The sequence below is a fragment of the Vreelandella halophila genome (assembly GCF_009856365.1).
In the GTDB taxonomy this organism is placed as follows: domain Bacteria; phylum Pseudomonadota; class Gammaproteobacteria; order Pseudomonadales; family Oleiphilaceae; genus Halospina; species Halospina utahensis_B.
This window is the reverse complement of sequence record NZ_WMEX01000001.1, coordinates 298887-311544: the sequence shown is the minus strand read 5'-3', so window position 1 is coordinate 311544 and position 12658 is coordinate 298887. Positions and strand designations below refer to the sequence as shown.

Genomic DNA, 12658 nt, shown 5'->3' with positions numbered 1-12658 from the left:
GCGCGGCATCATGCCCCAGAAGACTGAAACCATCCACCTGCTTCTCCTTGACCCCTCCCAGAATGATGCGGAGCAGGTTGTCAGCCTGTTGCGCAACGCGGGGCGCGCAACACGGGCGCACCGGGTCACGTCGCCGGAAGATCTGCAGGACGCTCTTGGCAGCGGAACCTGGGATCTGATGCTTATCAGGGATGCGGAGCAGGAACCCTCGCCAGAGGACGCCCTCGACCAGATCCGGCGCCAGGATAAGGATCTGCCCGCCATCCTGATGACCGCCGGCGAGGACGGCGAACGTCGCAGCGCCGTTATGGAACGCGGCGCTCAGGACGCCGTCCCCTTCGACAACAGCACCCTGCTGCGCCAGGTCATCGACCGGGAGCTGGCCAACCTCGGTGAACGGCGGCAGCGGCGCTCTCTCTCCGGACACCTGCGGGATGCGGAGCAGCGCTGCCACCTGCTGCTGGAAAGCTCCAAGGACGCCATTGCCTATATCAATGACGGCCTGCACGTCTACGCCAACCAGTCCTACCTGGAACTGCTGGGCTATGAGGACCCGGACGACCTTCTGGCCCTGCCGGTTCTGGACACCCTTGACAGCGGCAGCCAACAGCACTTCAAGGAGGCCATGAAGCAGTTCCGCGAAGGGGAGGAACCGCAGGAACCGCTCACCGTCACCATTGAGCGCCCGGACGGCGAAACCATCGAGGTCACGGCCGAACTCTCCGCCGCCACCTATGACGGTGAGCCCTGCATCCAGATCGTGGCCCGCCCCGTCCAGGACAGTGCGGAGCTGGCGGAGAAGCTGCGGGAGATCAGCAGCAAGGACGTACTCACCGGGCTCTATAACCGGCATCACCTGATGGATACGCTGTCCCAGACCATTGCCCGGGTGCAGAAAGACGGCTCGGATGCGGCACTGGCCTACATCGCCCTGGATGAGTTCGTGCACAAGAAAACCCAGATCGGCATTTCCGGAGCGGATCTGGTGATCGGTGACATGGCCGGGCTGATCGCTGCCTGTGCCCGGGAAGACCAGGTAGTGGCACGACTCAGTGACGACGCCTTCTGCATCCTCGGCCCCCAGGACACGGTTGAGAACATGAATGAGGTTGCCGAGACGCTGCGCAAACGCGTTGAGGATCACCTGTTCGACGTTTCAGGCCGAACCCTGCAGCTGACGGTCAGCATCGGTATTGCCGCGATCACCGAGAACGCCCCGCAGGCGGAGGATCTGGTGGGGCGTGCCCACACCGCAGCCGACGAGGTGCGCCAGCAGGAAGGCCATGAGGCGGGTAACGGCATCAACGTCCACGAACCGCAGCTGCAGTCCCAGGGCAGTGCGGATGGCACTGCCGACGCCATCCAGCAGGCACTGGACAACGACCAGTTCCGGCTGCTGTTCCAGCCGATCATCAACCTGCGCGGCGAGGGCGAGGAGCACTACGAAGCCTTTGTGCGGATGCTGGATGAGCATGGCAAAGAGGTCTCGCCCTACGATTTCCTGCCCCCGGGCGGGCCCGTGAACACGGCGGCCAAGATCGACCGCTGGGTGGTCCTGCAGACCATCAAACAGCTGGCCAGTCACCGCTCCAAGGGGCACGAGACCCGGCTGTTCCTGAACGTAACCGCGGAGACCGTCCAGGACCAGACCTTCCCGTCATGGCTGGGCGTGGCCCTGAAGGCGGCAAGGCTGCCCGGGGACTCGCTGATCTTCCAGATCGCGGAGCGCGATGCCACCACCTACCTCAAGCAGGCACGCGATTTCTGCGGCGCGCTGCGTGAACTGCACTGCTCCCTGTCCATCACCCACTTCGGGGGCGCGCTGAATCCGTTCAACACCCTCAAGCATCTGGACGTGGACTACGTGAAACTGGACGGCTCCTACACCGACGAAATCCAGAAAAACGAGGAATCACGCCAGACGGTGAAGGAAATGATCCAGACCCTGCACCAGCAGGGCCGTCTAACAGTCATGCCGCTGGTCGAAAGTGCCTCGGTGCTGGCTACCATCTGGCAGGCGGGCGTCAACTACATCCAGGGTTACTACCTGCAGGCGCCAACGCCGGACATGGACTACGACTTCGGCGAGGGGGACTGAGAAGCGCGAAAGGCGCTTCTACTGATCCCGGTTCATGGCCACCAGGTCCGGCGCCCTGTCCGATTCCCGGTACCCCAGCAGGTACAGAATCGCGTCCAGCCCCAGGGTGGAAATGGAATGGCGGGCGGACTCTTTAACCAGCGGCTTGGCCCGGAAGGCTACGCCCAGTCCGGCCTTGCTGAGCATGGGCAGGTCGTTGGCGCCATCGCCCACGGCAATCACCTGCTCCAGGCGGATGCGTTCCTCATCCGCGATCTGCTCCAGAAGTTCGGCCTTGCGCTGACCGTCCACAATCCGGCCGGCCACCTCGCCGGTTACACGACCATTCTCGATCTCCAGATCATTGGCGTAGACATAGTCGATGTTGAGCCGCTGCTGCAGATGCCGCGCGAAGTAGGTGAAGCCGCCGGAGAGGATCGCGGTACGGTAGCCCAGGTTACGCAGAGTGGTGATCAGCCGCTCGGCGCCCTCGGTCAGCTTCAGCCGCTCCGCCACACGCTCAAGCACGGATTCCTCCATACCCTCCAGAAGCGCCACCCGCTCCCGGAAGCTCTGGCTGAAGTCCAGCTCCCCCTTCATGGCCCTTTCGGTGATTTCGGCCACCTTGTGGCCCACGCCCGCCTCGGCGGCCAGCTCGTCGATCACCTCTGCCTCGATCAGGGTCGAATCCATGTCAAACACCACAAGCCGGCGGTTGCGGCGGTAGATGGAGTCCTCCTGGAAGGCGATGTCCACGTTGAGATCCGTGGCAATATGCAGGAAATCCGAGCGCAGCGCCTCCAGGTCCTGGGGCGTGCCGCGCACGGAGAATTCCACACAGGCGATACGGTCACTGCGCTCCAGGCTGGTGCGCCCGGAAAGGCGGGCGATGTTGTCGATATTGAGCCCGTGCTGTGCGGTAATACTGGAGACCCGCGCAATCTGGTCCGCGGTGATGTCCCGCGCCATCAGGGTGACCACATAGCGGCCGCGGCCCTTGCCCTGAACCCATTCGCCGTAGGCCTCCTCGGTGATGGGCTCGAAGCGCACCTGCAGGTCCAGCTCATGGATACGGAACAGCAGCTCCTTGAACACCTGGGGGGCGTTGTTCTCCTCGGGAATCTCCGCAAGGATGCCCCAGGTCAGGTGGTCGTGGATCACCGCCTGGCCGATGTCCAGGATGCGCACATCAAAGCGCGCCATAATACCGGTGATCTCGGAGGTAAGGCCGGGCTTGTCGCGCCCGGAGACATTGATCAGTACCAGTTCACTCATCCGCTGAAGACGCCTCCCCGGCGTTGTCGTGTTCAATCACTTCCATACGGTCAACCCGCTGGAGCCCGCGCGGCAGCTTGTGGCCACGCCGGCCCCGCTCGCCCCGGTAGTGCTCGAGATCACTGAAGCGCAGCGTCAGGTGGCGCTTGCCGGCGTGCAGCACCAGCTGGTCCCGCTCCGAGAAGGTGGTGACCGCCACCATGGATTCCTCACCGCTTTTCACGCGCGCTGGCGGAATTCCGAGCATCTTGTTGCCCTTGCCCTTGGCCAGTTCCGGCAGCTCACTGAGCGGGAAAACCAGCAGGCGGCCCTCGCTGGACACCGCCGCCAGCCAGACGCTGTCGCCCTCGCGCACCCGCTGAGGGGGCAGTATCCCGGCGCCCTGGGGCACGTTGAGAACGGCCTTGCCGTTACGGTTGCGGCTGACCAGTGACGACAGCGGCGTCACAAACCCGTAACCGGCGGTGGTACTGAGCAGAACCCGCCCCTCACTAGCCATCATGAGGCCGGCAAAACCGGCGCCGGTGGGCGGATTGATGCGGGTGGTCAGCGGCTCGCCCTGGCCCCGCGCCGAGGGCAGCGTATGGGTATTGAGGGCATAGCTGCGCCCCGTGGTGTCAAGCACCAGCGCCTGCTGGTTGTTGCGCCCGCGTGCCGCCAGGGCGAAGCGGTCCCCAGCCTTGTAGCTGAACCCGCTGGGGTCGACATCATACCCCTTGGCCGCCCGTATCCAGCCTTTCTCGGAAAGCACCACGGTAACCGGATCCCCGGAGACCAGGTCCGTCTCGCTGAAGGCCTTGGCCTCGCCCTTGGCCTCGATGGGGCTGCGGCGGTCGTCGCCGAAGGTTTCGGCGTCGGCCTCGAGTTCGGATTTGATCAGCTCGCGCATGCGGTCCTCGGAGCCCAGGGTGGCCTGGAGACTGTCGCGCTCCTGCTGCAGCTCGTCCTGTTCGCCCCGGATCTTCATCTCCTCGAGCTTGGCGAGATTGCGCAGCTTGAGTTCCAGAATGGCCTCGGCCTGCTCGTCCGAGAGCCCGAAGCGGTCCATCAGTACCGGCTTGGGCTTGTCCTCATCGCGGATGATCTGGATCACCTCATCAATATTGAGGTAGGCCACCAGCAGCCCCTCGAGGATATGCAGCCGGGCCGTCACCTTGCCCAGGCGGTGCTCGAGCCGGCGGCGTACTGTCTCATGGCGGTATTCCAGCCACTCGGAGAGCAGCCCACGGAGGTCGCGGACCATCGGACGGCCGTCCAGACCGATGACGTTGAGGTTCATCCGGTAGTTCTTTTCCAGATCCGTGCTGGCGAACAGGTGCTCCATGAGCCCATCGGTGTCCACACGGTTGGAACGCGGCGAGATCACCAGCCGCACCGGATTCTCGTGGTCGGACTCGTCGCGCAGGTCGGTCACCATGGGCAGCTTGCGCTGCTGCATCTGCTGCGCGATCTGCTCCATGATCCGGTTGCCGGAGACCTGGTGCGGCATGGCCGTGATCACGATGTCGCCCCCCTCCAGCTGCCAGCGGGCCCGCATGCGCAGGGTTCCGCGGCCGGTACGGTAGAGCTGGCGCAGATCCTCCCGTGAGGAGACGATGGCAGCACCCGCCGGAAAATCCGGGCCCTGGATATGGTCACAGAGGGCATCCACGTCCGCCCCGGGGTCGTCCAGGAGCCGGATGCAGGCAGAGGTCACTTCCCGCAGGTTGTGCGGCGGGATGTCCGTGGCCATGCCCACGGCGATGCCGGTGGTGCCGTTGAGCAGCACGTGCGGCACCCGGGCCGGCAGGGTCGCGGGCTCATTCAGGGTCCCGTCGAAGTTCGGCTGCCAGTCCACCGTGCCCTGCCCCAGCTCGCTGAGCAGCACCTCGGAGAACTTCGCCAGCCGTGCCTCGGTGTAGCGCATGGCCGCGAACGACTTGGGGTCGTCCTGGCTGCCCCAGTTGCCCTGGCCGTCCACCAGCGGGTAGCGATACGAAAAGGGCTGGGCCATCAGCACCATGGCCTCGTAACAGGCGGAGTCGCCATGGGGATGGAACTTGCCCAGCACATCGCCCACGGTGCGCGCGGACTTCTTGTACTTGGCGGTCGCAGAGAGACCCAGCTCGGACATGGCGTAGACGATCCGACGCTGGACGGGCTTCAGGCCGTCCCCGATGTGCGGCAGCGCGCGGTCGAGAATGACGTACATGGAATAGTCCAGGTACGCCTTCTCCGTATAATCACGCAGCGCGACGCGCTCATAGCCCTCGTCGGTGGTCTCGAATTCCGGCATAGGCCCTCTGTGCTCCGTCATGGGTGGGTGCCCCTTTCGGGCAAAGCGCCATTATAGGGAGGCTTGCGCTGGACTCCAAACCAACGGTAGTGGATTTCCCGAATAGTGGGCCGGGAGCGCCGGGGGCTACCGTGAATCCACCTTCAGCGACGATCCTGTTATCACGGTGGAACCGATACCCCTTATGGCATCGAGTCGAATACGCGCTGCGCGCCGGGCTGCGGCCCAGGGACTCATGGTGGGCTTTGTCACCTTCGTGCTGATCATTGTAGTGGAATACATGTGGGCTGGCGCTCTGGTGGATCTGCGCCTGTACGGACTCACCAGCCTCGGGGTGAGTGTGCTGGTGTTCCTGAACCTGTTCTGGACCCGACACCAGCGACGCCCAAACAATGAAGGCGCCACTGATGACCGGCTACGCCGCCGTCACTGACGTATGCCTTCCACGGAAAGCATCAGGGTCACTTCTTCCGCCTGCGGCCCCAGATCATAGTCGATCCCGTAGTTCTCCAGTGTCAGGGTCGTTGTACCCTCGAACCCCATCCGGTAATTGCCCCACGGATCCTCTCCGTGATTGATCAGCTCCATCTCCAGGTCGATCTCTCGGGTAACACCACGCAGGGTCAGATCACCGGTTACGGTGGCGGTATCCTCATCTTCCATCTCGACGGACGTGCTCTTGAACGTAGCCTCCGGGTACTCGCTCACGTACAGGAAGTCCTCTTCCCGCAGGTGCTTATCCCGCTCCGAATGGTTGGAATCCACACTGCTGGTGTCGACGGTCACCTGAACCGAGGATTCTTCCGGATTATCCGCGTCGTACTCGAAGCTGCCATCAAAATCATTGAAACGCCCGTAGAGGGTACTGAAACCAAGATGGCTGATGCGGAACTGGATGAACTGGTGCTGGCCCTCCCGGTCAAAGGCATAGGTGCCACTGGGGTCCGCCGCCAGTGCCTGGCCGGTACCCAAAACGGCCATAGTTACAGCTGATGCAATGAAACTGCGGGTCAGATTTGTACGGTGATTCATGGTGTTCTCCTTCTGTGTGTTGTCTACTGCCTGTCCGGGGAGCGTGACTGACGCAGCTTCATGCACAGCATCCGTCGCAGCGTGTCGTCACGATCCCAGAAGTGGTGTTTGAGAGCGGCCAGTCCGTGAAGGCCCGCGAGTATGATCAGGGTCCAGCCCAGCCAGCGGTGCCAGTCACCGGCCAGATCCTCCATGCCCTGCACATCGCCTGTGACAGCAGGCACGCTGAACCAGTCGAAGACGGCCACTTCGCGCCCATCAGCGGTGGAGATCAGATAGCCGCTGATCACCATGGCCAGCATCAGCCCATAAAGCAGCCAGTGCACGGCATGGGCGCTGAGATGCTCCACCCTGGTGTGTTCAGGCACCGGTGCGGGAGGGGGCGAAACGAACCGCCACAGCAGCCGCAGCACCAGAGCCGCTCCCAGCAGCAGGCCAACGCTGCGGTGCCAGTCCGGCAGCACGTTGCGCAACGGATCCATGTATCCGAGATCGACCATGTAAAGGCCGACCCCGAAAAGCCCGATGACGGCAGCCGCCATCAGCCAGTGCAGGCCAACGCTGACAATCCCCCATCGGCTCCATGTGTTACGCCACTGCATTGCTCCCCCTCCTCAACTTTGGAGTTTTTCCAGCCTAGCCCCTGCCTGCGAGCGGTGAAACCGAAAAGTTCTGTCACTGACCTTCAGAAAATCTGACTGTCTCCATGGTGCTTTTAACGTTGTTTGATGACAGGGGATGTCATTACGTTGATGAAATTGGCACAATCCGCTATGCCTGTCAGGAGGAGGGCCGTAAAAACGGGACGTTGTTCATAGTGCAGTCAGGGCCATGCCACCACTCGACCAGAGCAGTTCAGTGAGCGATCTTGAGCGTGTCAGCGCCCTGCTGTCTCCGGCAGCTGAGGACCATTGCTGGGTCGGGCGCTATGAAGGTCTGGTGTTGCGTACCGCACTCCAGCCTATATTCAGCATCTCCCACAAGCGCACTGTCGGCTATGAAGCACTGATCCGCGCTTTTGACAACGACTCGTCGCCGGTCCTGCCGCCCCACCTGTTCGATCTCGCCGAGGATCACCCTTCAAACCTGCTCCTGGACCGCCTGTGCCGCGCGTTGCATGTGCGCAATTTCCAGAACGTCTCAGACGAGATCAACTGGCTGTTTCTCAACGTCTCCCCCCAGTGCATGGCCAGCGGCATGCAGTCGGATGCCTTCTTCGGCAGACTCCTGCAGGATTCAGGCTTCCCCGCCCATCGGGTGGTCGTGGAGATTGTCGAAAAACCCAGCGACGACCCGGCCCTGCTGCGCCGCACGGTGGAATACTACCGTTCCCTGGGCTGCCTTACGGCCATTGATGATTTCGGTGCAGGGCACTCAAACTTCGAGCGCATCTGGAACCTGCGTCCGGATATCGTCAAACTGGACCGCCAGATGCTCGCCCGGGCGACTGAAGATAAGCGCACACGACAGATTCTCAAGGGCATTGTTTCACTGCTCCACGAGTCCGGCTGCCTGGTACTGATGGAAGGTGTCGAATCCCGCGACCAGGCCCTCATCGCCGTGGATGCGGGCGTGGATTTCGTCCAGGGTTTCTATTTCCACCGGCCAACAACCGAGCTGGGCAGCGCCGTCCGGGGCGCCACAGACTTCGATACACTGCTCGAGGAATACAAGCAGGAGAAACAGCAGCAGTCCGACCCGACACAGACGATCACCAGCTTCTTCAGCCATCGCTTTGAACGGGTGATCAGCGCACTCCAGGCAGGACATGGCTTTGAACAGGCCTGTGAAACGCTGGTCAATCACCACACCGTATCGCGCTGCTACCTTATCGGTGATGACGGTGTCCAGGTCCACGACAGCCTGCTTTCACCGGAAAGCGCCCACCGTCTGGATCCGCGTTTCCGACCACTGGAAAATACCGTACAGGCGGACTGGTACCGACAGCACTACCTTCGCCGCGCCCTGCGCTATCCCGGCGAGCTCCAGATCACCCGGCCCTATCTTTCGGCAACCGGCGCACACATGTGCATAACCCTGTCACGCGCCTTCGTCCACGGGGACCGCACCCTGGTACTGTGCTGCGACATTCTTACCGGTGAGCAGCCTGGAGTCTGAGTTTTCCTGGCACCCACTCAACCAGTAACAGTGATTCCCCGTAAAGCGAACACGTGTTAGCTTTACGCCTCCACACATGCAGTCAAAGTGTGGGAACAGAGTATCAAGCAATCCGCACCAGAGTCTGTTACCGTAACAACTGTAATTCTCAGGAGATCGCCATGACAGTGGCCCAATTTGACAAAGCCGATCTGGAACGCTGCGGAAGAGGGGAACTCTTCGAAGGCGATATGCGGCTGCCGGTTGATCAGATGCTGATGCTGGACCGGATTCCCCACATCAGTGATGAAGGCGGTGAGTACGGTAAGGGCCAGTTGATCGCAGAGCTGGATATCGACCCCGAGCTCTGGTTCTTCGACTGCCACTTCAAGGGCGATCCCGTCATGCCGGGCTGCCTGGGCCTGGATGCCCTGTGGCAACTGACCGGTTTCTATCTGGCCTGGACAGGTGGCCAGGGCCGGGGTCGGGCTCTGGGCTGCGGAGAGGTGAAATTCACCGGTCAGGTGCTACCCTCAAACAAGCTGGTGCGCTACCAGCTCGACATCAAACGCATCGTCCGGCGTGGTGTTACCATGGGCATTGCCGACGGGGTCGTCTCAGTGGATGGGCGCCCCATCTACCACGCGAAGGACCTGCGCGTCGGGCTCTTCACATCCACGGAAAACTTCTGAGGCAGAGACTAGCAATGAGACGTGTCGTGATTACCGGGATGGGGGTCATCTCCAGCCTGGGCAACAACCAGCGGGAAGTCACCGACTCCCTGCGCCAGGTCCGTTCAGGCATCGAGTTCAGTGAGGACGCCCGGGATAACGGGCTCCGCAGCCATGTCTGGGGCGGCCTCCATATCGACCCTAAAGAGCACATCGACCGCAAGCTCTACCGGTTCATGTGCCCCGCCTCCGCCTATGCCTATATGGCGATGCAGGAGGCCGTGGAGCAGTCCGGCCTCACGGACAAAGAGATCAAGGCGGATACCACGGGGCTGATCATGGGCACCGGCGGTGCCTCGACCGTTGAACTGATGGACTCGATCGATACCCACCGCGAGAAGGGTATCCGGCGCGTTGGCCCCTACCGCGTACCGCGGACCATGGGCTCGGCGATCAACGCCAACCTGGCGACTGCCTACGGCATCCGGGGCGTCAACTACGGCATCACCTCCGCATGCGCCACCAGCGCCCACTGCATCGGCCACGCCGCCGACCTGATCGCACTGGGACGCCAGGACGTGATGTTCGCCGGCGGCGGCGAAGACCTGCACTGGACCCTGACGCTGCTGTTCGACGCCATGGGCGCTCTGTCGACCAAGTACAACGACACACCCGAGAAGGCTTCCCGCACCTATGACGCGGACCGGGACGGTTTTGTCATCGCCGGCGGGGGCGGTGTGCTTGCGCTTGAGTCACTGGAACATGCCCAGGCACGCGGTGCTCCGATCCTGGGCGAACTGGTCGGCTTCGGGGCAACGTCCGACGGCGCTGATATGGTGGCGCCATCGGGTGAAGGCGCCGTCCGGTGCATGCAGCAATCACTGAAGGGCATCGATGAGCCGCTGAGCTACATCAACACCCATGGCACCAGCACGCCCATGGGCGACGTCGTGGAGCTGCAGGCCATTCACAAGGTCACGGGCGATGCCATGCCCCCGACCAGTTCCACCAAGCCGCTGACCGGTCACTCGCTGGGTGCGGCCGGGGTGCACGAGGCCATCTACACCCTCATCATGCAGCGCGAAGGCTTCATCACGCCATCCGCCAACATCGAGAACCTTGATGAAGGCGCCGAGGGCTACCCCATACTGCGTGAACTGAAAGAGAATGTGGACCTGCCGCTGGTCATGAGCAACAGCTTTGGCTTCGGCGGCACCAACGCTACTCTGGTCTTCCGCCGCTTCGACGGCTGACCCGCAGGCAGCGGGCCGGGGTCATCCCACGACCTCGGCCTCGTTGCCGTGCTCTTCCAGCCAGGTGCGCCGGTCCGCGGCGCGCTTCTTGCCCAGCAGCATGTCCATCCGATCATCGGTACCATCATCCGGACTCAGTGAAAGCTGAACGAGACGCCGTGTGTCCGGTGCCATGGTGGTCTCACGCAGCTGCAGCGGGTTCATCTCGCCAAGGCCCTTGAAGCGTTGGGTCTGGATTTTCCCCTTGCGCTTTTCCGCCGCCAGGCGGTCGATGATGCCCTGCTTCTCGTGCTCGTCCAGGGCGTAGAAGGTCTCCTTGCCCAGATCGATGCGATACAGCGGCGGCATGGCCATGAAGATGTGCCCCGACTCCACAAGGGGCCGGAAGTGTTTGACGAAGAGGGCGCACAGCAGTGTGGCGATGTGCATGCCGTCCGAATCCGCATCCGCCAGGATGCAGACCCGGTTGTAGCGCAGGCCGGCCAGGTCCCCGGAGCCGGGATCCACGCCAATGGCCACGGCGATATCGTGCACTTCCTGGGAGCTGAAGATCTCTCCCGAATCCACCTCCCAGGTATTGAGGATCTTGCCCCGCAGCGGCATGACCGCCTGGTATTCACGGTCCCGCGCCTGCTTGGCGGAACCGCCCGCGGAGTCCCCCTCCACCAGGAACAGCTCCGACTGGGCCGGATCGGTACCGGTGCAATCCGCCAGCTTGCCAGGCAGTGCCGGACCGGAAGTAATCTTCTTGCGCTGGACCTTGCGTGAAGCCTTGAGGCGGCGCTGGGCATTGCCGATCACGAACTCGGCCAGCGCCTCGGCAATGTCCGTGTGCTGGTTCAGCCAGAGGCTGAAGGCGTCCTTGACCACGCCGGAGATGAAGCTGGCAGCCTCCCGGGAGGACAGACGCTCCTTGGTCTGGCCAGAGAACTGCGGCTCCTGCATCTTGAATGACAGCACATAGCTGCAGCGCTCCCAGATGTCATCCGGCGTGAGCTTCACCCCGCGCGGCAACAGGTTGTGCAGCTCACAGAACTCGCGCAGCGCTTCCAGAAGCCCTGTCCGCAGGCCGTTCACATGGGTGCCGCCCTGGGTGGTTGGAATCAGGTTCACATAGCTCTCGGCCACCACCTCCGTATCCTCGGGCAACCACTGCAGCGCCCAGCTGACCATCTCGGTGTTGCCGCTGATCTCGCCGGTGAACGGCTCCTGCGGCAGGCACTCCCGATCCGCCAGGGCGGTTTTCAGGTAGTCGGTCAGCCCGTCCTCGTAATACCACTCGTCCTTCTCGCCACTCTCTTCCTGCAGCAGAGTAACGGTCAGCCCCGGGCAGAGAACGGCCTTGGCACGCAGGTTGTGGCGCAGGCGGGGAATCGAGTATTTCGGGGTCTCAAAATAATCCGGATCCGGCAGGAAGCTCAGGGTGGTGCCCGTATTGCGCTTGCCCACAGTGTCGATGACGTTCAGGTCTTCGACCTTGTGACCGTGCTCGAAACGGATCCGGTGCAGCTTACCGTCGCGCCGGATCAGCACCTCCAGTTCCCTGGAAAGCCCGTTGACCACCGATACCCCTACCCCGTGCAGCCCGCCGGAGTACTGGTAATTGGCCTTATTGAACTTACCGCCGGCATGCAGCCGGGTCATGATCAGCTCCACCCCCGGAATGCCCTCTTCCTGATGGGCATCAACCGGCATGCCACGACCATCATCGGTCACCGACAGGCGGCCGTCAGCGTGCAGAACCACATCAATCCGCTTCGCATGGCCACCCAGCGCCTCGTCCACACTGTTGTCGATGACCTCCTGGGCCAGATGATTCGGGCGGGAGGTGTCGGTGTACATGCCCGGGCGCTTGCGCACCGGGTCCAACCCTTTCAGGACTTCAATGGAATCGGCGTTGTAATCACTGCGTTGGCTCATGGGCTCGGGTGTCCATCAACGGGAGTGAGGCGGCGACCCCTGGGGCCACCGGATTCAG

The 12658-nt window shown here is 62.7% G+C and carries 10 protein-coding genes; 5 read left to right on the top strand and 5 right to left on the bottom strand.

The features are described from left to right. Positions 1-10 precede the first annotated feature (10 nt). Complete coding sequence (locus GLW01_RS01310) at positions 11-2098, top strand: EAL domain-containing response regulator (RefSeq protein ID WP_160897873.1); 2088 nt, start codon at positions 11-13, stop codon at positions 2096-2098. Between the two features lie 18 nt (positions 2099-2116). Here GLW01_RS01310 and serB read toward each other — a convergent pair whose 3' ends face one another. Continuing rightward, on the bottom strand, positions 2117-3352 hold the full coding sequence (gene serB / locus GLW01_RS01305; RefSeq protein ID WP_151441059.1) for a phosphoserine phosphatase SerB: 1236 nt from the start codon (positions 3350-3352) through the stop codon (positions 2117-2119). Then, positions 3345-5648 (bottom strand): DNA topoisomerase IV subunit A, encoded by a 2304-nt coding sequence (parC, locus tag GLW01_RS01300; RefSeq protein WP_237416450.1) that lies wholly within the window; start codon positions 5646-5648, stop codon positions 3345-3347. The genes serB and parC overlap by 8 nt, the downstream gene beginning before the upstream one ends. Positions 5649-5811: 163 nt before the next feature. Here parC and GLW01_RS01295 point away from each other — a divergent pair, with 163 nt between their 5' ends. After that, a complete protein-coding gene (locus GLW01_RS01295) occupies positions 5812-6060 on the top strand; it encodes a hypothetical protein (RefSeq protein WP_151441058.1) in 249 nt (82 codons plus the stop codon). On the opposite strand, the gene GLW01_RS01290 is transcribed toward GLW01_RS01295, so the two are convergent. Beyond that, positions 6054-6659, bottom strand: a complete 606-nt coding sequence (locus GLW01_RS01290; protein WP_202405506.1) for a YceI family protein — start codon at positions 6657-6659, stop codon at positions 6054-6056. The genes GLW01_RS01295 and GLW01_RS01290 overlap by 7 nt on opposite strands. Before the next feature lie 23 nt (positions 6660-6682). Beyond that, positions 6683-7261, bottom strand: coding sequence for a cytochrome b (locus tag GLW01_RS01285; protein ID WP_151441057.1), 579 nt, complete (start codon positions 7259-7261; stop codon positions 6683-6685). Between the two features lie 256 nt (positions 7262-7517). Here GLW01_RS01285 and GLW01_RS01280 point away from each other — a divergent pair, with 256 nt between their 5' ends. From GLW01_RS01280 to fabB, 3 genes are all read left to right on the top strand, one after another. Further along, positions 7518-8777 (top strand): EAL domain-containing protein, encoded by a 1260-nt coding sequence (locus GLW01_RS01280; RefSeq protein ID WP_202405505.1) that lies wholly within the window; start codon positions 7518-7520, stop codon positions 8775-8777. Between the two features lie 161 nt (positions 8778-8938). Beyond that, on the top strand, positions 8939-9448 hold the full coding sequence (gene fabA, locus GLW01_RS01275) for a bifunctional 3-hydroxydecanoyl-ACP dehydratase/trans-2-decenoyl-ACP isomerase (protein ID WP_095618655.1): 510 nt from the start codon (positions 8939-8941) through the stop codon (positions 9446-9448). 14 nt (positions 9449-9462) lie between these two features. Next, entirely contained in the window at positions 9463-10680 is a 1218-nt protein-coding gene (fabB, locus tag GLW01_RS01270) for a beta-ketoacyl-ACP synthase I (RefSeq protein ID WP_160897871.1), read from the top strand. A gap of 21 nt (positions 10681-10701) precedes the next feature. Here the strand turns inward: fabB and parE are convergent, their stop codons facing one another. Next, the gene (gene parE / locus GLW01_RS01265; RefSeq protein WP_151441049.1) at positions 10702-12600 is read right to left on the bottom strand and encodes a DNA topoisomerase IV subunit B; all 1899 of its coding nucleotides are present in this window, start codon (positions 12598-12600) and stop codon (positions 10702-10704) included. Positions 12601-12658 lie beyond the last annotated feature (58 nt).

Coding starts and splice junctions, on each gene's coding strand:
- GLW01_RS01285 (WP_151441057.1), bottom strand. CDS start 7,261: ATGCAGTGGCGTAACACATGGAGCCGATGGGGGATTGTCAGCGTTGGC.
- GLW01_RS01310 (WP_160897873.1), top strand. CDS start 11: ATGCCCCAGAAGACTGAAACCATCCACCTGCTTCTCCTTGACCCCTCC.
- fabB (WP_160897871.1), top strand. CDS start 9,463: ATGAGACGTGTCGTGATTACCGGGATGGGGGTCATCTCCAGCCTGGGC.
- GLW01_RS01290 (WP_202405506.1), bottom strand. CDS start 6,659: ATGAATCACCGTACAAATCTGACCCGCAGTTTCATTGCATCAGCTGTA.
- serB (WP_151441059.1), bottom strand. CDS start 3,352: ATGAGTGAACTGGTACTGATCAATGTCTCCGGGCGCGACAAGCCCGGC.
- parC (WP_237416450.1), bottom strand. CDS start 5,648: ATGACGGAGCACAGAGGGCCTATGCCGGAATTCGAGACCACCGACGAG.
- GLW01_RS01295 (WP_151441058.1), top strand. CDS start 5,812: ATGGCATCGAGTCGAATACGCGCTGCGCGCCGGGCTGCGGCCCAGGGA.
- fabA (WP_095618655.1), top strand. CDS start 8,939: ATGACAGTGGCCCAATTTGACAAAGCCGATCTGGAACGCTGCGGAAGA.
- parE (WP_151441049.1), bottom strand. CDS start 12,600: ATGAGCCAACGCAGTGATTACAACGCCGATTCCATTGAAGTCCTGAAA.